Below are 24,178 nucleotides of genomic sequence, written 5' to 3'. Positions count from 1 at the left end.
CGCAGGGAATGCCCACCAGCAGGACATGTCGTCGTGACGACGACCAAGAGACCGCCCACGAAGGAGCAGCGCCAGATGGCCGAAGAAATCCACGAGGACCACGGACACAGCGTCGCGGCGTGGACCACCGTCTGCTTCCTGTTGGTCGCTTCGATCTGCGTGTCCATCGGCGTCGCCTGGGGCCTGCACCCGTTCTATTACATCGGTGGCGCGCTGGCAGTGGTCGGCGTCCTGGTCGGCAAGGCCATGGGCAAGATGGGCTTCGGCAACCACCACAAGCTGCACGCCCCGCCGCTCACCGCGGAGGAGCGGGCCCAGATCGAGTCGCAGCGGGCGTCCTAGGTGGCCACGGTCCTCGACGACATCATCCTCGGGGTTCGCGAGGACCTCGAGGACCGAAAGCGACACATCTCGGCGCGGGAGATCGCAACGCAGGCGGCAGCTGCCGCGCCCGCGATCGACGCGCTCACGGCGTTCCGTGCCGACGGCCCGGTCAAGGTCATCTCCGAGGTCAAGCGCCGCAGCCCGAGCAAGGGTGATCTCGCCGAGATACCCGATCCGGCCGAGTTGGCTGCGGCATACGAGCAGGGTGGCGCGACCGCCATCTCCGTGCTCACCGAGCAGCGCCGGTTCGGCGGCTCGCTGGCCGACCTCGACGCAGTGCGGGCAAGCGTGCGAATCCCCGTGTTGCGCAAGGACTTCATGGTCGACCACTACCAGGTCGACGAGGCCCGGGCGCACGGCGCGGACATCATCCTGCTGATCGTGGCGGCGCTGGACGACACCCTGCTGCGCGATCTCTTTCAGCACGCGACCGACCTCGGTATGACAGCGCTGGTCGAGACGCACGACGAGGCGGAGATCGATCGCGCGCTCGCCGCCGACGCCCAGCTGATCGGTGTCAACGCTCGCAACCTGAAGACTCTTGACGTTGATCGCGGCGTCTTCGCCCGGCTCGCCCCGCGCGTGCCGGCGGACCGTATTCGAGTCGCCGAGTCCGGCATACGCAACCCGCAGGACGTCGCCGACTATGTCGCGGCCGGCGCAAACGCAGTGCTCGTAGGTGAGGCACTGGTCACCGGTGGTGACCCGCGCGCCGCCGTCCGCACGATGATCGAAGGATCCCGATGACTCAGACCAACCCACCGCCACTCGGGCGGTTCGGTGCGTATGGCGGGCGCTATGTGCCCGAGGCGCTGGTCGCCGCGCTGGAGGAGCTGGACGAGCACCGGCGCAAGGCGATGACCGACCCGGCATTCCTCGGCCAGCTGGCCGAGTTGCAGCGCAGCTACACCGGCCGGCCCAGCATCATCACGCCGGTGCGGCGCTTCGGCGACGAGCACTGCGGTGGTGCGCAGGTGGTGCTCAAGCGTGAGGACCTCAACCACACCGGCTCGCACAAGATCAACAACGTGCTCGGCCAGGCACTGCTGACCAAGCGGATGGGCAAGACCCGTGTCATTGCCGAGACCGGCGCTGGCCAGCACGGCGTCGCGACAGCCACCGCCGCCGCGCTGATGGGGCTCGAGTGCACGGTCTATATGGGCCGTGTCGACACCGAGCGTCAGGCGCTCAACGTCGCCCGGATGCAGTTGCTCGGCGCCGAGGTCATCCCGGTCGACCACGGCTCGCGCACCCTCAAGGACGCCGTCAACGAGGCCTTCCGCGACTGGGTCGCCAACGTCGCGCACACCCACTACGTGCTCGGCACGGTGACCGGCCCCTATCCCTTCCCGGAGATGGTCCGTGACTTCCACCGGGTGATCGGCGTCGAGGCCCGTGGCCAGATGCTCGACGAATACGGCCGGTTGCCCGACGCGGTGCTGGCCTGCGTCGGCGGCGGGTCCAACGCGATGGGCATCTTCCACCGGTTCATCGATGACGAGGGCGTGCGGCTGATCGGCCTCGAGGGTGGCGGCGACGGCCCCGAGTCAGGCCGGCACGCTTCCCGCTTCAGCGGCCAGGCCACCCCTGGCGTCCTGCACGGCGCGTTCACCTACGTGCTGCAGGACGAAGAGGGTCAGACCATCGAATCCCATTCCGTGTCAGCGGGTTTGGACTACCCGAGTGTCGGTCCCGAGCACTCCTTCCTGCGCGACACGGGCCGCGCCGAATACTTCCCGATCACCGATACCGAAGCGATGGACGCCTTCCAGGCGCTGTCGCGGTCCGAAGGCATCCTGCCCGCGATCGAGAGCGCCCATGCCCTCGCCGGCGCGATGAAACTCGGTCGCGAGCTCGGCAAGGACGCGCTGCTGCTGGTCAACCTGTCCGGTCGTGGCGACAAGGACGTGCACACCGCCGCGCAGTGGTTCGGTCTGCTCGACGAAGGGGAGGCCACATGAGCGCCGTGTCGGAGAGACTCGCGAAGACAAAGGCCGAGGGCCGCTCGGCATTCGTCGGCTACCTGCCGGTCGGTTACCCCGACGTCGACACCTCCATCGAGGCGATGGTGACGATGGTGCGGTCCGGAGTCGACATCGTCGAGATCGGGCTGCCCTACACCGACCCGCTGATGGACGGCCCCGTCATCCAGACCGCGGCAACCGGGGCGCTGGCCGCCGGGGTCCACGTGCGGGACGTGTTCCGTGCCGCCGAAGCCATCACCGCTGCTGGTGGGGCGTGCGTGGTGATGACCTACTGGAACCCCGTCCTGCGTTACGGCGTGGACGCGTTCGCCCGCGACCTGGCCGCGTCCGGTGCCTCCGGACTCATCACACCTGACCTGGTTCCCGACGAGGCCGGCGACTGGATCGCGGCCAGCGAGGCCCACGACCTGGACCGTATCTTCCTGGTCGCACCGAGCTCGACTCCTGAGCGGCTGGCCATGACGACTGCCGCATCGCGCGGCTTCGTCTACGCCGCTGCGCTGATGGGCGTCACCGGCGCACGATCGGCCGTCGGCAGCGAGGCTGCCGTGCTGGTCGATCGAGTGCGAGAAGTCAGCGACATACCCGTCTGCGTCGGTCTCGGAGTGTCGACCCCGGAGCAGGCCCGTGAGGTCGCCCGCTTCGCCGACGGAGTGATCGTCGGATCCGCGCTGGTCAGCACCCTGGTCGACGCCGACAACGCGCACGACGGGCTGGCGCAACTCGCCCGCACGGCAACCGCTCTGGCTGATGGAGTCCGTGGGTGATGCTCACCGAGGGGTCATATTTCCCGAGTCCGACGGTCGGGGTCTTCTGGCTCGGTCCGTTCCCGATCCGGATGTATGCCGTGTGCATTCTCGCCGGCATCGTGCTGGCCGTATGGGTGACCGGGCGTCGCCTCGGCGATCGGGGTTATCGACGCGATGTGGTTTATGAAGTGGCTTGGTGGGCGGTGCCGTTCGGCATCATCGGCGGTCGCATCTACAACGTCATCACCTCGCCGCAGCCCTACTTCGGCAAGAACGGCAACCCCTGGGACGCACTGGCGATCTGGCACGGGGGCCTGGGCATTTGGGGCGCCATCGCGCTCGGCGCGCTCGGCGGCTACATCGGGTGCCGGCGCAGTGGCGTGCGCTTCCTGGACTTCGCGGACGCGGCCGCACCGGGCGTCATCATGGCGCAGGCACTCGGCCGGTGGGGCAACTACTTCAACAATGAGTTGCACGGACGGACCACGAGCCTTCCGTGGCGGTTGAAGATCTACGAGTGGGACACGAGCGCCGGCCACGCAGTCAAGGACGCGGCGGGTCACCCGGTCGTTGCCGGCTACTTCCAGCCGACCTTCCTCTACGAGTCGCTGTTCTGCCTGGTGATCGCACTGATCATCGTGTTGCTGGACCGCCGCTACCAGCTGGGTCGCGGGAAGTCGTTCTGGCTCTACGTGATGCTCTACCCGGTCGGCCGGATCTGGATGGAGTGGATGCGGGACGACCCGGCCAACCGCATCCTGGGCCAGCGGGTGAACGTGTGGGTCTGCATCGTGGTCTTCATCGGCGGGCTGATCGGTCTCATCATCTGCTCCCGCCGGCATCCCAACGGCCCTCGTGAGCCGATCCCGGACAGCGACCCGACGGTGGACGCTGAGCTAGCAGCGAAGGCTGACGCCGACAGCGAGTGACATAGGATCTGCGGTCGGGGATGAACCCGCCCGGTCCAGTGGGGCTTGTTCTGCGTTGGTGTTGCGAGTCGTAAGCTCCCTGCAACGCCATCGCAACTCAAGCCTCCTCTACCCGCCCCGAATAAACTTCAGGGTGAAACGAAGGAGTACGACGATCGAACTTGCCGTCGAGCCTGTGCCGGCAGACGCCGATGCCCCGTCCTTCGGCGCGGTGGTGCTGACCCAGGGGACCCGCCCGCCGGAGCTGCGTCGTGGCCTCGAGTCCCTGCTTCGCCAGACCGGGGTTCGTCTCGACATCGTGGTCGTCGGCAACGGCTGGGAGCCGGTCGACCTGCCGCGCGGCGTCCTCTCGCTCGCCCTGCCGGAGAACGTCGGCATACCCGCCGGCCGCAACGCCGGCGTCGACCAGGTGACCGGCGACCTGCTCTTCTTCCTCGACGACGACGCCTGGTTGCTGGACGACGACTTCCTGGTCAAGTGCGCCGCTGAGTTCCGCGCCGACCCGACGATCGGGATGATCCAGCCCCGGATCGAGGACCCCGAAGTCGGCGATCTGCCGACGCGCTGGATCCCGCGGCTGCGCAAGGGCAGCCCCTACCGCTCCTCGAATGTCTTCTCCGTCGTGGAGATGGCTGTCGCCATACGACGTGAGGTCTTCGAGCAGACGCTCGGCTGGCCGGCACCGTTCTTCTACGCGCACGAAGGCATCGAGCTGGCGTGGCGGGTCTGGGGCGCGGGCAGCCGCACCGTCTACCTGGGTCACCTGCGCGCCGGGCACCCGGTCATCGACCCGCGCCGGCACGACGACTACTTCACCAAGAACGCCCGCAACCGGGTCTGGCTCGCACGGCGCAACCTCCCTGGCCGGTCAGCTGGGGGTATGTCGGCACCTGGACCGCGGTCCAGGTGATTCGGTCCCGCCACGTGCGCGAGAGCCTGCACCCGTGGTTCGCCGGCTGGCGTGAGGGTTGGACGTCCGGGCCGTGGGCGCCTGGTGAGCCGCACCAGAAGCTGCCCTGGTCTGCTGTATGGCGGATGGCCCGCAACGGCCGTTGGCCGGTGATCTGACCTGGGAACACCTCGTCTCATAAAGTGAGACGAGGAGTCCACGTTGTGGGCGGCACCGGTGGAGCGGTAGTCTGTGCAGGCCTTGGAGGCCAGCGTCGTCCTCATGAGGTTCGGTTATCCCATTGAAACGACGCGCGTTCGGCGTCGTTCACGACGACTGGACGGTGAGTTCGTTGACGGCGCACAGTAGTTTTTCCGCGGTCCCAGCAGCGCAGGGTTTGTACGACCCGGCGCGAGAGCACGATGCGTGCGGTGTGGCGATGGTGGCCACCATGCGCGGCACGGCCGGACACGACATCGTCGATCACGCGTTGACCGCGTTGCGCAACCTGGAGCACCGGGGCGCGACGGGCGCCGACCCGGCGGTCGGCGACGGTGCCGGCATACTCTCGCAGATTCCGGACGACTTCTTTCGGGCCGTCTGTGATTTCGACCTGCCGGCCAAGGGCACGTATGCCGTGGGCATCGCGTTCCTGCCGACCGACCCGGACGAGCAGTGGTACATCGGCGAGCGCTTCGCCCAGATCGCTACCGAAGAGGGCCTGCGGGTGCTCGGCTGGCGCGACGTGCCGACCGACCCGGAACTGGTCGGTCACGCAGCGCAAGCCGTGATGCCGGTCTTCCGGCAGGTGTTCGTGGCGGCGGCCGAGGAGAGCTGGCCGGCGTCGAGCTGGACCGCAAGGCCTATGCGCTGCGCAAGCGGATCGAGGCCGAGCGGGAGATCTATTTCCCGTCACTGTCCGGCCGCACGATCGTCTACAAGGGCATGCTGACCACCGGTCAGCTGGAGCCCTTCTACCCCGACCTGTCCGACCACCGGTTCACGACCGAGCTGGCTCTGGTCCACTCCCGCTTCTCGACAAACACCTTCCCGTCGTGGCCCCTGTCGCACCCCTACCGGATGATCGCCCACAACGGCGAGATCAACACCGTCCGCGGTAACCGAAACTGGATGCGTGCGCGCGAATCCACTTTGCACAGTGATGTTTTCGGCGGCGACATCAAGCGACTCTTCCCGATCTGCACCGACTCCAGCTCTGACTCCGCCAGCTTCGACGAGGTGCTGGAGCTGCTGCACCTGGGTGGCCGCAGCCTGCCGCACGCAGTGCTGATGATGATCCCCGAGGCGTGGGAGAACCATCAGACGATGGACCCCGCCCGCCGGGCGTTCTACGAGTACCACTCGGCGATCATGGAGCCTTGGGACGGTCCCGCGTGCGTCGCCTTCACCGACGGCACTCTGGTCGGCGCGGTGCTGGATCGCAACGGCCTGCGCCCGGGTCGGTATGCCGTCACCGACGACGGCCTCGTCGTGCTCGCATCGGAAGCGGGCGTGCTCGACCTGGACCCGGCGCACGTCGTCCGCAAGGGTCGCCTGCAGCCGGGGCGCATGTTCCTGGTCGACACCGCGCAGGGACGGCTGATCAGTGACGACGAGATCAAGCGTGACCTGGCTGCCGAGCATCCCTACGAGGACTGGCTGCACGCCGGCATCATCAAGCTGGCCAAGCGCCCCGAGCGCGAGCACGTGTGGCACACACCGGCGTCGGTCGTACGCCGTCAGCAGACTTTCGGCTACACCCACGAGGAGCTGCGGATCCTGCTGACGCCGATGGCGCAGGCGGCTGCTGAGGCGCTCGGCTCGATGGGCACCGACACCCCGGTCGCGGTGCTGTCGGACCGTCCGCGGTTGCTCTTCGACTACTTCAGCCAGCTGTTCGCGCAAGTCACCAACCCGCCGCTGGACGCGATCCGCGAGGTGCTGGTCACGTCCCTGGGCACCTTCATGGGCCCGGAGCACAACGCCCTCGAGGTCGGCCCGCAGCACGCCCGGCAGGTCGAGCTGGACTTCCCGGTGATCGACAACGACGAGCTGGCCAAGCTGGTCAATCTCAACAACGACGGCGATTTCCCCGGCTACCAGACCTACGTCATCCGCGGCACCTACCGCGTCGCGGGCGGGCCGAGCGCGCTGCGCGCCCGGTTGAAGGGCATCTGCGCCGAGGTGTCGCAGGCGATCGAGGACGGGCACCGTTTCGTGGTCCTGTCCGACCGGGAGAGCACCGCCGCGTTCGCGCCGATCCCGTCGCTCCTGCTCACCGCCGCGGTGCACCACCACCTGGTCCGCGAGAAGACCCGCACACAGGTCGGCCTGTTGGTCGAGGCCGGCGATGTGCGCGAGGTGCATCACGTCGCACTGCTGATCGGGTATGGCGCTGCCGCCGTGAACCCTTATCTGGCAATGGAATCCGTCGAGGACTTGGTCCGTCGCGGCGCCATCACCGGAGTCACCCCGGAGCAGGCGGTCAAGAACCTCATCTACGCGCTCGGCAAGGGCGTCCTGAAGGTCATGTCGAAGATGGGCATCTCGACCGTTGCGTCATACCGCGGTGCCCAGGTGTTCGAGGCGCTCGGCCTGTCGCAGGGCGTGATCGACGAGTACTTCACGGGCACGGTGTCGCGCATCGGCGGTATCGGCCTGGAGGAGATCGCCGAGGAGATCGCGCAACGGCACCAGACGGCATACCCGAAGAACGGCCTGCACCAGTCGCACCGCACCCTCGACACCGGCGGCGAATATCAGTGGCGCCGCGAGGGCGAGCCGCATCTCTTCGACCCCGAGACGGTCTTCCGGCTGCAGCACTCCACCCGGTCGCGGCGTTACGACATCTTCAAGCAGTACACCCAGCGGGTCGACGACCAGTCGCAGCGGCTGATGACTCTGCGGGGACTGTTCTCCTTCAAGGGAACTCGGCCGAGCATCCCGATCGAGGAGGTCGAGCCGGTCAGCGCGATCGTCAAGCGGTTCTCGACCGGGGCCATGAGCTATGGCTCGATCAGCAAGGAGGCACACGAGACTCTCGCGATCGCGATGAACCGGCTCGGCGCGCGCTCCAACACCGGTGAGGGCGGCGAAGATCTGGACCGCCTGCTGGATCCCGAGCGGCGCTCGTCGATCAAGCAGGTCGCGTCCGGCCGGTTCGGTGTCACGTCGGTCTACCTGACCCAGGCCGACGACATCCAGATCAAGATGGCCCAGGGTGCCAAGCCGGGGGAGGGCGGTCAGCTGCCCGGCCACAAGGTCTACCCCTGGGTGGCCTCGACACGGCACTCGACACCGGGCGTCGGGTTGATCTCGCCGCCGCCACACCACGACATTTATTCGATCGAGGATCTGGCTCAGCTGATCCACGATTTGAAGAACGCCAATCCGGCGGCGCGGATCCACGTCAAGCTCGTCTCCGAGGTCGGTGTCGGCACCGTTGCGGCGGGCGTATCCAAGGCGCACGCGGACGTCGTGCTCGTCTCCGGCCATGACGGTGGCACCGGTGCGGCGCCGCTGACGTCGCTGAAGCACGCGGGCGGTCCCTGGGAGCTCGGCCTCGCCGAGACCCAGCAGACGTTGCTGCTCAACGGATTGCGTGACCGGATCGTGGTGCAGACCGACGGCCAGCTCAAGACCGGCCGCGACGTGGTGATCGCCGCACTCCTCGGGGCCGAGGAGTACTGCTTCGCCAGCGCGCCACTGGTGGTCAGTGGTTGCATCATGATGCGCGTCTGTCACCTCGACACGTGCCCCGTCGGCGTCGCGACCCAGAACCCGGAGCTGCGAGCCCGCTACACCGGCAAGCCGGAATTCGTGGAGACCTTCTTCGAGTACATCGCCGAGGAAGTCCGAGAGCTGTTGGCGCAGTTGGGTTTCCGAACGATGGACGAAGCGATCGGCCAGGTCGGCCTGCTCGACACCGAGCGCGCGGTCGACCACTGGAAGGCTGCCGGCCTCGACCTGGCGCCGATCCTCGCCGACATCGACCTGCCCGAGGGCACGCCGCGCCGACACGTCATACCGCAGGATCACGGCCTGGTGAAGGCACTCGATCAGCAGCTGATCACGATGAGTCGTGACGCGCTGGAGGACAAGGTCCCGGTGCGTCTGGACGTGCCGGTCGCCAACGTCAACCGCACAGTCGGCACGATGCTCGGTCACGAGGTGACCAAGCGCTATCCGGAGGGCTTGCCGGACGGGACGATCGACGTCACCCTCACCGGGGCGGCCGGACAGTCGCTCGGTGCTTTCCTGCCCGCAGGAATCACGCTGCGGCTCTTCGGAGAAGCGAATGACTATGTCGGCAAGGGGCTTTCGGGCGGACGTGTGGTCGTTCGACCGTTGCGCGACGCGTCGCTGGTCGCCGAGCAGAACGTCGTCGCGGGCAACGTCATCGGGTATGGCGCCACCGCCGGTGAGCTCTTCCTGCGCGGTGTCGTGGGTGAACGGTTCTGCGTGCGCAACTCCGGTGCGACCGCAGTGGTCGAGGGCGTCGGTGACCACGGTCTGGAATACATGACCGGCGGCACCGTGCTGATCCTCGGCCCGACGGGCCGCAACCTCGCTGCCGGTATGTCGGGTGGGGTCGGCTACGTGCTGGATCTCGACGAGCAGCTCGTCAACCGCGAGCTGGTCGACGTCAGCTCGCTGCGCGAGGAGGACCTGGCAGCCGTGCACGGACTGCTCGAAAAGCATCAGGAATGGACCGAATCGGCCGTCGCCGGAAGGCTGTTGGCGCAGTGGCCGGTCAGCGCCGAGCGGTTCTCGCTGGTGCTGCCACGCGCCTACCAGCAAGTGCTCGACGTACGAGCGAAGGCGACCGAGGAAGGACTCGATCCGGACGGCGACGTCGTCTGGGCACGAATCATGGAGGTGTCCCGTGGCTGACCCACGCGGCTTTCTGAAGGTCCGGGAGCGCAGCCTCCCGGAGCGGCGTCCGGTCCCGGTGCGGATCAGGGATTGGAAAGAGGTCTACGAGGAGCAGCAGCGCAGCGACCTGCAGCAGCAGGCCGGCCGTTGCATGGACTGCGGCATACCGTTCTGTCATCAGGGGTGCCCACTGGGCAACTTGATCCCGGAGTGGAACACCCTTGCGTGGCGCGGTGATTGGCCGGATGCGATCGATCGGCTGCATGCGACGAACAACTTCCCGGAGTTCACCGGTCGGCTGTGTCCGGCGCCCTGCGAGACGGCCTGTGTGCTCGGCATCAGCGAGCCCGCGGTCACCATCAAGCAGATCGAGGTGACCACGATCGAGCAGGCCTTCGCCGACGGTTCGGTGGAGCCCCAGCCGCCGGAGCGGCTGACCGGCCGCACCGTCGCCGTCGTCGGCTCCGGGCCTGCGGGTCTGGCGGCCGCGCAGCAGCTCACCCGCGCCGGTCACACGGTCGCTGTCTTCGAACGCGCAGACAAGCCAGGCGGATTGCTGCGTTACGGCATCCCCGAGTTCAAGATGGAGAAGTCCGTCGTTGACCGGCGCATCGATCAGATGACCGCCGAAGGCACACGCTTCCGCTGCAACACCGAGATCGGCAAGGACATCACGTGGGCGCAGTTGCGCAGTCGGTATGACGCAGTGGTCGTCTCGATCGGATCGACGGTCCCACGTGACCTACCTGTGCAGGGCCGCGAGCTCGAGGGCTTCGTGCAGGCGATGGACTTCCTGCCCCCGGCGAACCGGGTCGCGCTCGGCGAGCGGGTCGAGGATCAGGTGACTGCCGAGGGCAAGCACGTTGTCGTGATCGGTGGCGGCGACACCGGCGCCGACTGCATCGGAACCTCCCTGCGCCAGGGTGCCAAATCGGTCACGTCGCTGGAGATCATGCCGCGACCGGGCGACGAGCGCGCCGAAGCGCACCCGTGGCCGACATACCCGATGATCTTCCGGGTCGCCAGCGCCCACGAGGAAGGTGGCGAGCGGGTCTACGCGATCAGCACGAAGGAAGCGATCGACGACGGCACAGGCAAGCTGCGTGCGTTGCGGGTGGCTGAAGTTCGTTCTGGATCAAGCGGATTCGAAGAGGTCGAAGGCTCTGAGCGAGAGATCGACGCAGACCTGGTCCTGCTCGCCATGGGCTTCCTCGGACCGTTGACCGAGAGCCTGGTCGGCGACCTCGGAGTCGAACTCGATGAGCGTTCCAACGTGCGCCGTGACGACAATTTCATGTCGTCGGTGCCGGGGTCTTCGTCGCCGGTGACGCCGGACGCGGCCAGTCGCTGATCGTCTGGGCGATCGCCGAAGGACGCGCTGCCGCACACGGCGTTGACGCGTTCTTGTCCGGCGGTCACTCCGACCTGCCGGCACCGATCGCGCCGACCGATCGCCCGCTGACCGTCTGACATTTGCGGGTCGAGCGGTGCCCTGAGGAGCTCGTGAGGTACGAGCGAGCGTCTCGAAGGGGAGCGAGCGTCTCGAGGCGTCCACACAAGTTACTCACTCGTATGCCGGACGGTATGCCGGGACGGTGCGTTGGGTAGCACTCCGGATCACTAGGGTTGAGGCATGCGTCGAGCCAAAATTGTTTGCACCCTTGGACCTGCCACTGCAACACCGGAGAAGGTGCGGGCACTGGTCGACGCCGGCATGGACGTCGCGCGGCTGAATCTCTCGCACGGCGCCTACTCCGATCACGAGCAGGTCTACGCAGCGATTCGCACAGCATCGAATGACGCCGGACGTGCCGTCTGCGTGATGTGCGACCTGCAGGGTCCGAAGATCCGCACGGGGACATTCGCCGATGGACCGATCACGCTCAAAGCGGGCGACCCGTTCACGATCACCATCGACGACATCGAGGGTGACCAGAGCCGAGTTTCCACTACCTACAAGGGTTTGCCAGGTGATGTGCAGCCCGGAGACCTGCTGCTGATCGACGATGGCAAGGTCTGCCTGCGCGCTCGGGAAGTGACCGAGACCGACGTGCATGCTGAGGTGGTCGAAGGCGGCGACGTCTCCAACCACAAGGGCATCAACCTGCCCGGTGTGGCCGTGAGTGTGCCGGCGCTGTCGGAGAAGGACGAGGCCGACCTGCGCTGGGCGCTCAAGCTGGGCACCGATGTCGTTGCCCTGTCCTTCGTGCGCGACGCCGGCGACATACGCCGCGCGCACGAGATCATGGACGAGGAAGGTCGCCGCGTTCCGGTGATCGCAAAGGTCGAAAAGCCCCAAGCCGTAGACAATCTCGCGGCAATCATCGATGCGTTCGACGGTGTGATGGTCGCCCGCGGCGACCTCGGCGTGGAGCTGCCGCTCGAAGAGGTGCCGCTGGTCCAGAAGCGCGCGATCGAGATCTGTCGCCGTAATGCGAAGCCGGTGATTGTCGCGACGCAGGTGCTCGAGTCGATGACCGAGAACTCCCGACCGACCCGGGCAGAGGTCAGCGACTGCGCCAACGCGGTGCTCGACGGTGCGGACGCGATCATGCTGTCCGGTGAGACGAGCGTCGGTGCCTGGCCGATCGAGTCGGTGCAGACGATGGCACGAATCATCGACAGCACGGAGGAGCACGGGCTGGATCGCGTGCCGCCGCTCGGCACTCGCCCCCACACCAAGGGTGGCGCGGTCACCGCCGCGGCGGCGGAGGTCGGCGATCTGCTCGACGTGCGATACCTCGTCACGTTCACCGAGTCGGGTGACTCGGCGAAGCGGATGTCACGCATCCGCAGCGCCCGACCGATGCTCGCCTTCACGCCGGAGCAGTCCACCCGCTCCCAACTGGCGATGGTCTGGGGCGTCGAGACCTACCTCGTGCCCCAGGTGAAGCACACCGACCAGATGGCGATGCAGGTGGACGAGTTGCTCCTCGGCTCCGGCCGTGCCGACGAGGGCGACCTGGTGGTCATCGTCGCCGGCTCCCCGCCCGGGATCCCCGGCTCGACGAACGCGCTGCGCGTGCACCGGATGGGTGACGCCCAGAACAAGGTCGCCCCGGCCTATCACTGAGCCTTCGACGCGGTTGCTCGCAGACTCTGAGGATTCCTGAGGGACCGCTCAGAAACTCTCAGGTTCCTCTCAGTGCGTGTCAGCGACCCTGTGCGTGGAGTCGTCTGGACTCACGCAACTGGGAGGCGGCGGGCATGCGAGTGCTGATCATCGAGGACGAGCATCGTCTGGCGCAGGCAATCGCGTCGGGCCTGGCCGCCGACGGGTTCACCGTCGACACCGCACCTGACGGGCAGGACGGGCTCTGGAAGGCGACCGAGCAGGTGTATGACGTCATCGTGCTGGACATCATGCTGCCCAAGATGAACGGGTATGACGTGGTCAAGCGGTTGCGCGCCGCGCAACTGTGGACTCCGGTGCTGATGCTGACCGCCAAGGACGGCGAGTATGACGAGGCCGATGCGTTGGACCTGGGCGCGGACGATTACCTCACCAAGCCGTTCTCCTACGTGGTGCTGCTGGCTCACCTTCGCGCGCTCGTCCGGCGTGGTGCGCCGGTGCGTCCGGTGATCCTGTCCGCCGGGGACCTGGTCCTGGACCCCGCCACGAGGAGATGTGCCCGGGCCGATCACGAGATCTCGCTCACCCCACGTGAGTTCGCGTTGTTGGAGTACCTTCTGCGCCGGCGTAACGAGGTGGTCTCCAAGAGCGACATGCTGGCGAACGTCTGGGACGAGTTCTACGAGGGCGACCCGAACATCGTGGAGGTCTACATCGGCTACCTGCGGCGCAAGATCGACGCGCCGTTCGGCCGGTCCAGCATCCAGACCGTGCGTGGCGCCGGCTATCGGCTCAACGGTGATGGTGGCTGAGCCGGTGGGTTCGTGGTGGGGTCGTCGATCCCTGCGTGCCCGCCTGACCGCCGCCGCCGGATTGGTGATCGCGGTCGGGATGATCTGCGCCGGCGGGTTGCTCGTATGGCGATTGCACAGCTCACTGATCGCCAACCTGGACAACAACATCGTCCAGCAGTCGTCGACGGTCGCCGACCAGGCCCAGCAGGGACACCTTCCGCAGCAGTTGCCGGATCCCGACGACGGTGCGCCGACCGTGCAGGTCGTCGCCGCAGACGGACGAGTGATTGCCGGTTCGGGCGATCTCGGGTCACGGGCGCGAATGTTCACCTTCGCGGGGGCCAGCGCCCCGATTCTGCGGAGTGCAGTCCCGACCGGTCGTTCGACGGTCTACCGTGTCGCTGCGACGACCGCCCGCACACCGAACGGGATCGTCACCGTTTATGCGGCTTCATCCACCGAACCCGCCCAGGACAGCACAGCCGAACTGCTCCGGACCCTGGCAGTCGGCGTTCCCGCACTGGTGGCGCTCCTGACCCTGATCGGTTGGTGGCTGGTCGGCCGCGCGCTGCGGCCGGTGGACACCCTGCGTCGACAGGCTGCCGACATACCCGGAACCGACCTGGGCCGTCGGCTGCGTCCACCGGCCGCCGAGGACGAGCTCGCGCGGCTGACGGCAACGTTCAACGACTTACTGAGCCGTATCGAAACCGCGTCCGTCAAGCAACGACGGTTCGTCGCCGACGCGGCGCACGAGCTGCGCAGCCCGATCGCGACCTTGCGCACTCAACTCGAGGTGACGGGGCGCAGCACACAGCACGACGCGCTCGGCGCGGCGGTCCCGGGCCTGTTGGGGGATGTGGACCGGCTGTCCCGACTGGTCGACGACCTTCTCGCACTCGCCCGGTTGGACGCCCAACCCGTCAGGCACCGACAGGTCGTGGACCTCGACGACATCGTGCTCGAGCAGGCTCGCGCGGTCCGCAATCGCGGACCTGCCCTGGACGTGACCGGCGTGTCCGCAGGGCAGGTCCTGGGCGATCCGAACGCGCTGACCCGGGTCGTTCGCAACCTGCTGGACAACGCCACCCGCCACGCGACCAGCACCGTCCACGCGCAACTGAGCACCGCTGGTCGGACGGTCGTCTTCGTCGTGGCCGACGACGGTCCGGGGATCCAACTCGCTGACAGGGAGCGGGTGTTCGAGCGATTCACCCGCCTCGACGAAGCCCGCTCGCGCGACGCCGGCGGCGCCGGCCTCGGCTTGGCCATCGTGCGCGACGTGGTCGTCGCGCACGATGGCACGGTGGAGATCACCGACAACGACCCCGGCGCCCGTTTCACCGTCAAACTGCCTGTTGCCGACTGACCGGCGAACGCCGGGGCAGCCCTGGCAGTATCACGAGGTGAGGCTGGGAATGGACTGCTGAGTCCCCTTCAAGCGGTAGGTGAAAAGGTCCACCATGCCGCCACAGGAATCCGGTTGGTGGGTCACGAGCAAGAGCCGTCCGTTGTGAACGTCGACACCCTCGGTCTCGGCAGCGCCGCAGCCGGTGAGTTGTGGGACCGGGCCGAGCTCGGTCGGCGTCCCGAGATCAGGCCCGCCGGAGACCGGTCGGCTGAGCGAGATGGACAACAACTGCTGTGGTGTCCGAAAAAGGTCGTGGTACGGATCGTTGGTGGAGCAGATCAGCGTGGTTGGTGATGCGAACGAGCAGCCCTGCACGTTGCGGACCGGTCGCGTCAGGGTGATGGTCGCAGCCAGTGGCAGGTTCCGGCCTCGTTTCGCCAGCCGATTGCTGCCGGGCACGGGGAAGACGAGCAGCCGGGACACTCGCCCCCACTCCCCGGAGACGAACCACTTCCCGGACGGGGCGACCGCGGCGAACGAATTGTTGATCTTCTCGCCCGGCACGGTGTGGTGCACCCATAGGCTGCGACGCCCGTCGGGCGCGGTCAGCGCAAAGAGCTTGGCGTGTTTGGCCGACCGCGCCTGGTACGCGTCCAATAGATAGCCGTTCGAGCTGCCGGGGTCGCCGATGTGCCACCAGCCTTCTGCGCGCAGCCGAGCCGGGATCTGCCCGTCGCCTCGCAAGACAATGCGATCGCGTCCGTTGGGTGCCGAGACCGTGGCGACTCCTTGGTCGGCCGAACCGGCAGGCACCGACCGCCACGAGACCAACTTCCACGCGCCTGCCGACCACACGGTTGCGGTGCCGGGCGTCGGCGGTGCTGCGGTTGCAGGCGCGGCGAGGGCGGTGACCAGAAGAGCGGTGGCGCCCACGGCGCCTGCGTTTCGCACTCCTGGACGCGATGCACGTAGTGCACTGGCCGCCCTGCTTCGTCTCATGCTTGTAACCCCGTCGGATCTCCCGGTCGGCGACCGGTGCTTGACCCAGACTGGAGCGACCCTGCTGTGACCTACCTGAGCCGAACTGAGAAGCCGCTCAGGATGGTTAAGCCACCGCGGGCACCTCCACCCCTGGGCGATCGGCCAATTGGAGTCGTGCGCGGGGGCTCCCGTATGCTGTCCCAGCACTCACGCCGAAGTGGTGGAATGGCAGACACGGAGCACTCAAAATGCTTTGCTCGAAAGGGCGTGCGGGTTCAAGTCCCGCCTTCGGCACCAGATGACCACCCTGCTGTGGTTACGTCGCGATCTGCGCCGAGCCGACCTTCCCGTCTTGCTCGCTGCGGCGGACGCCACGAGTGACGATGTTGCCGTCGTATTCGTGGTCGACCCCGCGCTCTGGCAGTCCGGCGGAACGGTGCGCCGCGCTTGGCTCGCTGCGTCGGTGCAGGCCACGAACGACTCCTATGACGGCCAGCTCACCGTCCTGTATGGCGACCCGCGTGACGTGATTCCAGCAGCGGCGCGCCGAATCGGCGTGACGTCGGTGCACGTGTCTCGGGAGACAACACCGTTCGGCTCGCGTCGCGACCAGCAGGTCGCGAAGGCGTTGCGGGACAACGGGATCGACTGGGTCGAGACAGGCACGCCATACGCGATCGGACCTGGGACGCTGACGACAAAGGCGGGGACCGGCTTCAAGGTCTTCACCGCCTATCGGCGCGCATGGTCCGACCATGGTGCACCGGCACCTGCCGGCGATGCCGAACCTTCGTGGCGCAACGTCGATTCCGATGCGCAAGCACTGGCCGCGTTGCGTGCGGCGCAGGACGCCCCGGGACTGATCGATCTCCCGGAAGCGGGGGAGTCGGCAGCACTCGGTCGGTGGCGGGACTTCCTGGACGAGGCCCTCGGCGACTACGACACGGACCGGGACAGGGCCGACCGGCACGGGACCAGCGGCCTCAGCCCGTACCTCAAGGTCGGCGCGATCCATCCGCGGACGCTGCTGGCAGATCTCGGCTCGCGCAGCGGCACCGGTCGTTACACCTTCGTCTCCGAACTCGCCTGGCGTGACTTCTACGCAGACGTGCTGTGGCGGCAGCCGCGCAGCGGCTGGCACGACCTCACCGACGCGCTGCAACACATGCCGTATGACGAGGTCGGCCCCGACGTCGAGGCATGGCGGCAGGGCCGGACCGGCTACCCGTTCGTGGATGCCGGGATGCGACAGCTGCTCGCGACCGGGTGGATGCACAACCGGGTCCGGATGGTGACCGCGAGCTTCCTGACCAAGGACCTGCACGTCTGGTGGCCGGTGGGCGCCAGCTTCTTCCTGAACCGGTTGCTGGACGGCGACGTCGCGTCGAACAACCACGGATGGCAGTGGGTCGCCGGCACCGGCACCGACGCAGCGCCGTACTTCCGGGTCTTCAACCCCATCACCCAGGGCAAGAAGTTCGACCCGGACGGTGACTACGTCCGGCGCTGGGTGCCGGAGTTGCGACACCTGAGCGGCAGCGCCGTACACGAGCCGTGGCGACACACCGACGGATACCGCGAGGGCTATCCGGAGCGCATCGTCGATCATGCTGCAGAGAGGCACGTCGCCCTGGAGAGGTACCAGAGCAACCGCGCGGCGACGGACCGGTAATCAACTACACCCACCGGCAGGGTGCGATACTCGAAACGGGTCGGCGCGGATGACGCCGGCGGTGGGGAGCGCCGTGTTCGAGGTCTCGCTCGCGATGGCACTTCCGGTGATCATCCTCGGCGCACTGCTGATTGCCTACTGCCTGGTCGACATCGTGCGCACCGACCGCAAGCTCCTGCTGCGCAAGTGGCAGTGGGCGCTCGCGGTGCTGATCCTGGTGCCGATCGGCGCATTCGCCTACCTGGCGTTTGAGAAGCTCGGCATCGTCCAGGCGCCCAGCACTGCGCCGGAGGAGCTGACCACCGAAAAGAGCAGCGGGACCCTGTTCATGAGGGACCGCTGACGCCGCTTGTGCTCCTGCCACTCAGCCGGTGACGATCCCCGCAACAAGATTGATCGTGGCAGCCAGGATCACGGTGCCGAACACGTAGGACAGCAGACAGTGCCGAAGGACCACGGCCCGGAACGCGGACCCCGAGATGCCGGTGTCCGACACCTGGTAGGTCATGCCCAGGTTGTAGCTGAAGTAGAAGAAGTCCCGGTATGACGGAGCCTCTTCGTCGTTGAAGTCAATCCCGCCCACCGGCTCGGTGTAATACAGCAGCGCATATCGCGCCGTGTACATCAGGTGCAGCATGGCCCAGGTCATGAAGGCCCCGAGCAGACCGAGGGCGGCCGCAGCGTGACCGGAGTGTGAGTGCCCGAGGGTCAGCAAGACCACAATCCCGATCAGGGCGCCGGACGCCGTCGCCACGATCGCCAGCTCCTCGACCAGCGGCGGAAGACTCTCGCGCCGAGCATGCTGTCGGGTGGCAGTCGCGTCCATCGGCCAGAGGGCCAGGGCGCCGCTGACCACGAACGTCGTCGCCATCGCCGCAATGCCGCAGAGGACTCCGAAAGGGATGTTCGACAACGCGACGGCGGCGCCCACGACAACACCGACGACGGCCGTGGCGACGAGTCGCGGCACTGCGGGGGTGAGCGGACCCATGCACCATCTCCTTAACTGCGTCGCCTTGTCCGGCGAGTACGTAGGTGAGCTTAGGCGTCGCCTCGCGGACGCCCCACGTATCGAAACGGTGGGCCGCGCAGTGTTTGATGACCTCATGGCACTTTTCGGCAAGCGGCGTGACACGACCGGCGACGCGATCGAAGCGTTCTGGGCGTGGTGGACCGAGGGTGGCTCCGGCCAGGTCGCGATGGCCGACCCGGAGACGGGGACCGCTCCGCTGCTCGACCCCCGCGTGCATGCCATCGACAGCGGTCTCGCCTGGGAGATCGCACCGGGTCGCGAGTCGGCGCAATTGCTGGTGGTTACGGCGGACGGGGACCCGGCGCTGCGCTCGGTCGCACGTCGGTGGCTGTCGGCTGCACCGCCGGCCGAGTTCGTCTGGACGTACGCGGACAGCAGGCAGCCGGCAACGACGATCGCCGGTCGAGTGCTGAAGTTCGAGGGCACGAGTTCGACCTCGGCGAAGTGCAGGTCGGGGTACGTCGCAGCGGCAGCCGGGTCGACGTGACCGTCTACCACCCGCAACTGTCGGAGGTGTCCGAGGACCAGCGTCTCGGGGTCTGCTTCATCGCGCTGGACACCGCGCTCGGTGAAGAGATGACCGAGACTTGGATCGGTGAGCTGCAGCCGGTGACCACTCCGCCGCTGGACGGTTTCGGGTTGGCCGGGCTGCGTGCAGTGGTGCGCGACCTGCGTGACGAGTTCACGGACGCCGAAGGGCACCCGCAATGGATCTCGTTGCAGGGCACCGGTCCTCGCGGCCCGGTCACCGCCGGAGCGCAGGTCCCACTGGCCGCCGCGTCGGCGCCGCAGCTCGATCAGCACATCGTCGTTGCCGTTCCGTATGGCGAGCGCGAGGACGACGGGCTGCCGAGTGCCGGGACGCTCGCCGAACTGGAGCGGTTGAAGAGTCACGTCACCGATCGCCTCGAGGAACAGGGCCGGGTCGTGGCACACGAGTGCAGCGGCGGCCTCTGTCTCGTCCACGTGTATGCCGACGGCGCCACGCCGGCGGCCGACCAGATCAAGGCCGCGGTTACCGGGTGGCCGGACGGCACCGTGAAGGTGAGCGTCGAGACCGATCCGGGCTGGTCCGGCGTCGCGCATCTACGCGGCTGACGATCCTGGGGACCGGCGTAACGCGCCGGACCTGAGCGCGTGCTTAGCTAATGCGCGTGACAAACCAACGAGGCAGCGTTCAGGTGCTCGTCGCCGAGGACGAAGCGATCATCCGACTCGATCTCGCCGAAATGCTGCGAGAGGCCGGGTATGACGTCGTGGCCGAGGTCGGCGACGGACGTCAAGCAGTCGACCGGACTCGTGAGCTGTCGCCGGACCTGGTGGTGATGGACGTCAAGATGCCGGTCCTGGACGGCATCAGCGCCGCGGACGAGATCGGGCGCGACGGCATCGCGCCGGTGGTGATGCTGACCGCCTTTTCCGACAAGGAGTTGGTCGAGCGAGCTTCCGACGCCGGCGTGATGGCCTATGTCCTGAAGCCGTTCACCATCGATGATCTGGAGCCGGCGATCACTGTCGCCCGCTCCCGGTGGGCGGAGCGCAAGGCCCTGGAAGGCGAGGTTGCCGACCTCGGAGCCAGGCTGGAAACGCGCAAGCGGATGGACCGTGCGAAAGGCATCCTGATGAACCAGCTCGGGCTGGGTGAGGCAGAGGCTTTTCGATGGATCCAGAAGACCGCGATGGACCGCCGGCTCGGGATGCGTGAGGTCGCGGACGCCGTGATCGCGGGAGCAGCAGGGTCCGAATCCGACGACGACTGAGCAGTCGGACGAGTGTCCAGATCAAGTAATCAAGAATCGCCAAAACCGATGGGCTGAATTCTCGTATCGCGAGCGGTATTCCGACCTAAAGTTCCATGTCACCTGCGCAACGCAACCTGCGCGCGCATGGTTCGTCATAGGAGGAACCCTTCGTGCGTGTAACGACGAAAATTGCTGTCCCGGCGATCGTGGCAGTGATGGCCGTGGCCGGTTGTGCCAACAGCAGCTCAGGCGGGAGCGCCAGCGGCGGCGGCTCCAGCAACGGGCTGAAGAGCCTCCCCGAGCAGAGCAAGATCGCCGTCCCGACGGACGCCGTGAAACCTGCCGGTGACGGCAAGGCCACCTGTGCCACCAACACGACGATCGCGTATGTCGGTGCCGAGACCGGCGCCAACGCCCAGCTCGGCATCAACATCTACAACGGAGTGCAGCTCGCGCTGAACGAGCACAACAAAGCCAATCCGAAATGCCAGGTGAAGTTCAAGAAGTTCGACACCGAGGGCGACCCGAGCAAGGCCACCGGCCCGGTCACCCAGGCCGTCAACGACAAGAACATCGTCGGTGTCATCGGCCTGCCGTTCTCCGGTGAGTCCAAGTCGACCGGCAAGATCTTCCAGCAGGCCGGACTGGCGCACATCACGCCGTCGGCGACCAACCCGTCGCTCACCGAGAACAAGTGGACGACCTTCTTCCGCGGACTGGCCAACGACAACGTGCAGGGCCCCGCGGCAGCCGCGCTGGCCACCAAGCAGCTCGGTGGCAAGAAGATCTTCGTGGTCCAGGACGACTCCGACTACGGCATCGGCCTGGCCAAGACCACCGAGGCAGCCCTGACCGGCGGCACTCTCGTCGGCACGGACAAGGTGACCACCGGCCAGAAGGACTTCTCGGCCACCGCGCAGAAGGTCGTCAACTCCAAGGCCGATGTCATCTTCTACGCGGGCTACTACGCAGAGGGCGCTCCGCTGGACCAGCAGTTGGTCCAGAAGGGCTTCAAGGGCGCCTTCATCGGCCCGGACGGCGTCAAGGACGACCAGTTCATAAAGCAGGCCGGTGACGCCAGCAAGAACGCCTACTTCACCTGCCCCTGCATCCCTGGTGACCTGATCCCGAGTTTCGCCACGGCATACAAGGCGGTCAGCGGTGGTCAGCTCCCCGGCACCTACTCGGTGGAAGGGTATGACGCGGCGACAATCATGCTGACGGCCATCGACAAGGGCAAGAGCACCCGGCCGACGATGCTGGACTTCATCAAGACCTACGACGCCGATGGTCTGTCCAAGAAGTACAAGTGGAACTCCAAGGGTGAGTTGGAGACTCTGCCGGTCTACGGCTACAAGGTCTCCAGCGGAAAGATCGTGTCGGTCGGCGTCATCCCGACCAACTGACGGTTTGCCATTCGCCGATGGTCGCGGGACCTCCTGCCCGTGACCATCGGCGAACTCTCGTGTCTTCCGATCGGCTAGGAGCCCCTTCGTGCACGGTCTTGTCACCAGCCTCGCGACCGCCGACAGCAGCTGGATCCAGTTCAACTGGAGTTACCTGGCCCAGAACTTCTGGACCGCGACCTTCGACGGTATGACGTTCGGCGCGATCTACGCGCTCGTCGCCCTCGGTTACACGCTGGTCTACGGCGTGCTCAACCTCATCAACTTCGCGCACTCGGAGGTCTTCATCTCCGGTGCGTACGCCGTGGTCTTCACACTGTCGGCGTTGGGGTTCGGACCCAACACACCCAACTTGTCGCTCATAGCGATCATCGGCGACCTGTTATTGGCATGCATCGCGGCGATGGTGGTCTCGGCCATCGTCGCTCTGATCGTCGAACGCGTCGCGTACAAGCCACTGCGAGATCACGGTGCCTCCCGGCTGGCGTACCTGATCAGTGCGATCGGTGCATCCTTCGCGATCCAGTACATCTTCTTCAACTGGCGCAAGTCGAACGCCGAACCGGCCGTGATCATGTTCCAGCCGAAGGCGATCTTCAACGTGTTCGGCTCGATCATCGACAGCCAGCAGCTGACGATCGTGATCGCGGCGGTGCTGATGATGGTCGGGACCGACCAGTTCATCCGGCGGACCCGCCTCGGCCGCGGTATCCGCGCGGTGGCGCAGGACCCGGACACGGCGACCCTGATGGGCGTCAACAAGGAACGCATCATCATGTCGACCTTCGTGATCGGCGGTTTGCTCGCAGGTGTCGGTGCACTCTTCTACGTGATGAAGGTGCCGTCCGGCGTCATCTACAACGGTGGCTTCATCCTCGGCATCAAGGCATTCACCGCCGCCGTCCTCGGTGGCATCGGCAACATCCGCGGTGCGCTGCTCGGCGGCCTGTTGCTGGGTGTCATCGGCAACTACGGGCAGTATCTGCTCGGTGACGCGCAGTGGACCGACGTCGTCTGCTTCGTGGTTCTGGTGCTGGTGCTGATGGTCCGGCCGGAAGGCATCCTGGGATCCAACTTGGCGAAGGTGCGCGCATGACGACTGGTATGGGCGGCGCGCCGATGGGCGGAGCCGCCGAGGTGCAGGAGCAACAGGACGAGCAGCTGGCGGCCGGCCGCCGGGGCGGACGCTTCGGCAGGCTGGGTGAGAAATGGGACGGCCTGGAGCGCTGGCAGCAGTGGCTGATCCTCGCCGTGGTGGCGGTGGTCGTCCTGTTCCTGCCGATCCTGAATCCACCGATCATCAGCACCGAACCGGGCACCGACTTCCCGCTCGCCTGCTTCGACATGGCCCGCTTCGCCCTGGTCGCGCTGGGGCTCAACGTGGTCGTCGGCCAGGCCGGGCTGCTGGACCTCGGCTACGTCGGATTCTTCGCCGTCGGCTCGTATGTCGCGGCCCTCTGGACGAGCACGGACTCGACCTACGTGCACATCCCGTTCCTGTGGACGCTGCCGCTCGCGATGGTCGTGACCGTGGTGTTCGGGGTGCTGCTCGGCATACCTACGCTGCGACTACGCGGTGACTATTTGGCGATCGTGACCCTCGGGTTCGGTGAGATCATCCGGCTACTGGCCAGCATCGTGCCCGCTCTGCGCGGCAACGTCGGCTTCCAGAACGTCGGGGCGCCACCGGGTAATAGTGGTGGTAAAGCCATCTTCGACAACAGCCACGGAACGCCCTGGTACATGCTGACGGTGGGCATCATCGTCGTGGTGATGCTGCTGCTCGGGAACCTCGAGCGGTCCCGCGTCGGTCGTGCCTGGGTTGCCATCCGGGAGGACGAGGACGCCGCTGAGACAATGGGTGTGCCGACCTTCAAGTTCAAGCTGTGGGCCTTCGGCACCGGCGCGGCGATCGGCGGATTGTCCGGCGCGATCTTCGCCGGGCAGGTCGGCTTCGTCAACAACCAGAAGTTCGACGTCGCGACCTCGATGCTGTTCCTGGCCGCGGTGGTGATGGGTGGATCGGGCAACAAGTTCGGTGCCGTCCTCGGCGGCGCCATCGTGTCGTACATCCCCAACCGGTTCATCGGCATCGCCGACTACAAGTATCTGATCTTCGGTGTCGTGCTGATCGTGCTGATGATCTTCCGCCCGCAGGGGTTGCTTCCGGCTCGCAACCACTTGCTGGCCGCCATACGACGGCTGCGGGACTGGGTCGGCAACGCTCCGACCAGCACGCCGTCAACGGCGGCTACCGGCACCATCTCGTTGCACAAGGAGGAGGGGCAGTGAGCGACGCCATACAGCCTGCGGGC

General features: G+C 66.8%; 18 protein-coding genes, 1 tRNA gene and 3 pseudogenes. 20 read left to right on the top strand and 2 right to left on the bottom strand.

Going from position 1 to position 24,178, the window contains the following annotated elements; genetic code table 11:
- The first annotated feature begins 75 nt into the window (after window positions 1–75).
- The 11 genes and pseudogenes from ACFQDH_RS19205 (at window position 76) to ACFQDH_RS19155 (ending at window position 15,047) form a co-directional block, all read left to right on the top strand.
- Window positions 76–342 (top strand): HGxxPAAW family protein, encoded by a 267-nt coding sequence (locus ACFQDH_RS19205; RefSeq protein WP_382403993.1) that lies wholly within the window; start codon window positions 76–78, stop codon window positions 340–342.
- Window positions 343–1,131, top strand: a complete 789-nt coding sequence (gene trpC / locus ACFQDH_RS19200; protein ID WP_382403992.1) for an indole-3-glycerol phosphate synthase TrpC — start codon at window positions 343–345, stop codon at window positions 1,129–1,131.
- On the top strand, window positions 1,128–2,345 hold the full coding sequence (gene trpB, locus ACFQDH_RS19195; RefSeq protein WP_382403991.1) for a tryptophan synthase subunit beta: 1,218 nt from the start codon (window positions 1,128–1,130) through the stop codon (window positions 2,343–2,345). The genes trpC and trpB overlap by 4 nt, the downstream gene beginning before the upstream one ends.
- Window positions 2,342–3,136, top strand: a complete 795-nt coding sequence (gene trpA, locus ACFQDH_RS19190; RefSeq protein ID WP_382403990.1) for a tryptophan synthase subunit alpha — start codon at window positions 2,342–2,344, stop codon at window positions 3,134–3,136. Before trpB ends, trpA begins: the two co-directional genes overlap by 4 nt.
- On the top strand, window positions 3,136–4,047 hold the full coding sequence (gene lgt, locus ACFQDH_RS19185; protein WP_382404904.1) for a prolipoprotein diacylglyceryl transferase: 912 nt from the start codon (window positions 3,136–3,138) through the stop codon (window positions 4,045–4,047). The genes trpA and lgt overlap by 1 nt, the downstream gene beginning before the upstream one ends.
- A 175-nt stretch (window positions 4,048–4,222) precedes the next feature.
- Window positions 4,223–5,115, top strand: a pseudogene (locus ACFQDH_RS19180) (glycosyltransferase family 2 protein).
- Window positions 5,116–5,288: 173 nt separating this feature from the next.
- Window positions 5,289–9,829: pseudogene (gltB, locus tag ACFQDH_RS19175) on the top strand (glutamate synthase large subunit).
- Window positions 9,822–11,281 (top strand): annotated as a pseudogene (locus ACFQDH_RS19170) (glutamate synthase subunit beta). Before gltB ends, ACFQDH_RS19170 begins: the two co-directional pseudogenes overlap by 8 nt.
- A 163-nt stretch (window positions 11,282–11,444) precedes the next feature.
- Window positions 11,445–12,884: a pyruvate kinase gene (gene pyk / locus ACFQDH_RS19165; protein WP_382403989.1), complete on the top strand. Its 1,440-nt coding sequence runs from the start codon at window positions 11,445–11,447 to the stop codon at window positions 12,882–12,884.
- Between the two features lie 134 nt (window positions 12,885–13,018).
- Entirely contained in the window at window positions 13,019–13,696 is a 678-nt protein-coding gene (locus tag ACFQDH_RS19160) for a response regulator transcription factor (protein WP_382403987.1), read from the top strand.
- A complete protein-coding gene (locus tag ACFQDH_RS19155; RefSeq protein WP_382403986.1) occupies window positions 13,686–15,047 on the top strand; it encodes a sensor histidine kinase in 1,362 nt (453 codons plus the stop codon). Before ACFQDH_RS19160 ends, ACFQDH_RS19155 begins: the two co-directional genes overlap by 11 nt.
- A gap of 30 nt (window positions 15,048–15,077) precedes the next feature.
- Here ACFQDH_RS19155 and ACFQDH_RS19150 read toward each other — a convergent pair whose 3' ends face one another.
- Entirely contained in the window at window positions 15,078–15,962 is an 885-nt protein-coding gene (locus ACFQDH_RS19150) for a hypothetical protein (protein WP_382403985.1), read from the bottom strand.
- 259 nt (window positions 15,963–16,221) lie between these two features.
- Between ACFQDH_RS19150 and ACFQDH_RS19145 the strand changes: the two genes are divergently transcribed.
- The 3 genes from ACFQDH_RS19145 (at window position 16,222) to ACFQDH_RS19135 (ending at window position 18,025) form a co-directional block, all read left to right on the top strand.
- Window positions 16,222–16,307: transfer RNA gene (locus ACFQDH_RS19145), tRNA-Leu, on the top strand.
- A 1-nt stretch (window position 16,308) separates the two neighbouring features.
- Window positions 16,309–17,682, top strand: a complete 1,374-nt coding sequence (locus ACFQDH_RS19140) for a cryptochrome/photolyase family protein (RefSeq protein ID WP_382403984.1) — start codon at window positions 16,309–16,311, stop codon at window positions 17,680–17,682.
- Between the two features lie 49 nt (window positions 17,683–17,731).
- The gene (locus ACFQDH_RS19135) at window positions 17,732–18,025 is read left to right on the top strand and encodes a PLDc N-terminal domain-containing protein (protein WP_382403983.1); all 294 of its coding nucleotides are present in this window, start codon (window positions 17,732–17,734) and stop codon (window positions 18,023–18,025) included.
- 21 nt (window positions 18,026–18,046) lie between these two features.
- On the opposite strand, the gene ACFQDH_RS19130 is transcribed toward ACFQDH_RS19135, so the two are convergent.
- A complete protein-coding gene (locus ACFQDH_RS19130; protein ID WP_382403982.1) occupies window positions 18,047–18,673 on the bottom strand; it encodes a DUF1345 domain-containing protein in 627 nt (208 codons plus the stop codon).
- A gap of 100 nt (window positions 18,674–18,773) precedes the next feature.
- On the opposite strand from ACFQDH_RS19130, the gene ACFQDH_RS19125 reads away from it, so the two are divergent.
- The 6 genes from ACFQDH_RS19125 to ACFQDH_RS19100 all read left to right on the top strand — a co-directional run bounded on the left by ACFQDH_RS19125 (window position 18,774) and on the right by ACFQDH_RS19100 (window position 24,155).
- Entirely contained in the window at window positions 18,774–19,202 is a 429-nt protein-coding gene (locus ACFQDH_RS19125; RefSeq protein WP_382403981.1) for a hypothetical protein, read from the top strand.
- Window positions 19,199–19,813, top strand: a complete 615-nt coding sequence (locus ACFQDH_RS19120; RefSeq protein ID WP_382403980.1) for a DUF695 domain-containing protein — start codon at window positions 19,199–19,201, stop codon at window positions 19,811–19,813. The genes ACFQDH_RS19125 and ACFQDH_RS19120 overlap by 4 nt, the downstream gene beginning before the upstream one ends.
- Before the next feature lie 56 nt (window positions 19,814–19,869).
- Window positions 19,870–20,475 carry an ANTAR domain-containing response regulator gene (locus ACFQDH_RS19115; RefSeq protein ID WP_382403979.1) on the top strand — a complete coding sequence of 202 codons (606 nt, stop codon included), beginning with the start codon at window positions 19,870–19,872 and terminating at the stop codon, window positions 20,473–20,475.
- 152 nt (window positions 20,476–20,627) lie between these two features.
- Complete coding sequence (locus ACFQDH_RS19110) at window positions 20,628–21,863, top strand: branched-chain amino acid ABC transporter substrate-binding protein (protein WP_382403978.1); 1,236 nt, start codon at window positions 20,628–20,630, stop codon at window positions 21,861–21,863.
- A gap of 88 nt (window positions 21,864–21,951) precedes the next feature.
- Window positions 21,952–22,959 carry a branched-chain amino acid ABC transporter permease gene (locus ACFQDH_RS19105; protein ID WP_382403977.1) on the top strand — a complete coding sequence of 336 codons (1,008 nt, stop codon included), beginning with the start codon at window positions 21,952–21,954 and terminating at the stop codon, window positions 22,957–22,959.
- Window positions 22,956–24,155: a branched-chain amino acid ABC transporter permease gene (locus tag ACFQDH_RS19100; RefSeq protein ID WP_382403976.1), complete on the top strand. Its 1,200-nt coding sequence runs from the start codon at window positions 22,956–22,958 to the stop codon at window positions 24,153–24,155. The genes ACFQDH_RS19105 and ACFQDH_RS19100 overlap by 4 nt, the downstream gene beginning before the upstream one ends.
- Window positions 24,156–24,178 lie beyond the last annotated feature (23 nt).

This window comes from Flexivirga alba (assembly GCF_042661025.1).
Lineage (GTDB): Bacteria > Actinomycetota > Actinomycetes > Actinomycetales > Dermatophilaceae > Flexivirga > Flexivirga alba.
Note: the sequence above shows the minus strand (reverse complement) of the source record. Positions and strands in the feature narration are given on the sequence as shown.

Bases quoted from the DNA above. Each gene is read 5' to 3' on its own strand.
- ACFQDH_RS19205 (WP_382403993.1), top strand. From the start codon at position 76: ATGGCCGAAGAAATCCACGAGGACCACGGACACAGCGTCGCGGCGTGG.
- ACFQDH_RS19135 (WP_382403983.1), top strand. From the start codon at position 17,732: ATGACGCCGGCGGTGGGGAGCGCCGTGTTCGAGGTCTCGCTCGCGATG.
- trpA (WP_382403990.1), top strand. From the start codon at position 2,342: ATGAGCGCCGTGTCGGAGAGACTCGCGAAGACAAAGGCCGAGGGCCGC.
- pyk (WP_382403989.1), top strand. From the start codon at position 11,445: ATGCGTCGAGCCAAAATTGTTTGCACCCTTGGACCTGCCACTGCAACA.
- lgt (WP_382404904.1), top strand. From the start codon at position 3,136: ATGCTCACCGAGGGGTCATATTTCCCGAGTCCGACGGTCGGGGTCTTC.
- ACFQDH_RS19130 (WP_382403982.1), bottom strand. From the start codon at position 18,673: ATGGGTCCGCTCACCCCCGCAGTGCCGCGACTCGTCGCCACGGCCGTC.
- ACFQDH_RS19155 (WP_382403986.1), top strand. From the start codon at position 13,686: ATGGTGGCTGAGCCGGTGGGTTCGTGGTGGGGTCGTCGATCCCTGCGT.
- trpB (WP_382403991.1), top strand. From the start codon at position 1,128: ATGACTCAGACCAACCCACCGCCACTCGGGCGGTTCGGTGCGTATGGC.
- ACFQDH_RS19100 (WP_382403976.1), top strand. From the start codon at position 22,956: ATGACGACTGGTATGGGCGGCGCGCCGATGGGCGGAGCCGCCGAGGTG.
- ACFQDH_RS19160 (WP_382403987.1), top strand. From the start codon at position 13,019: ATGCGAGTGCTGATCATCGAGGACGAGCATCGTCTGGCGCAGGCAATC.
- ACFQDH_RS19140 (WP_382403984.1), top strand. From the start codon at position 16,309: ATGACCACCCTGCTGTGGTTACGTCGCGATCTGCGCCGAGCCGACCTT.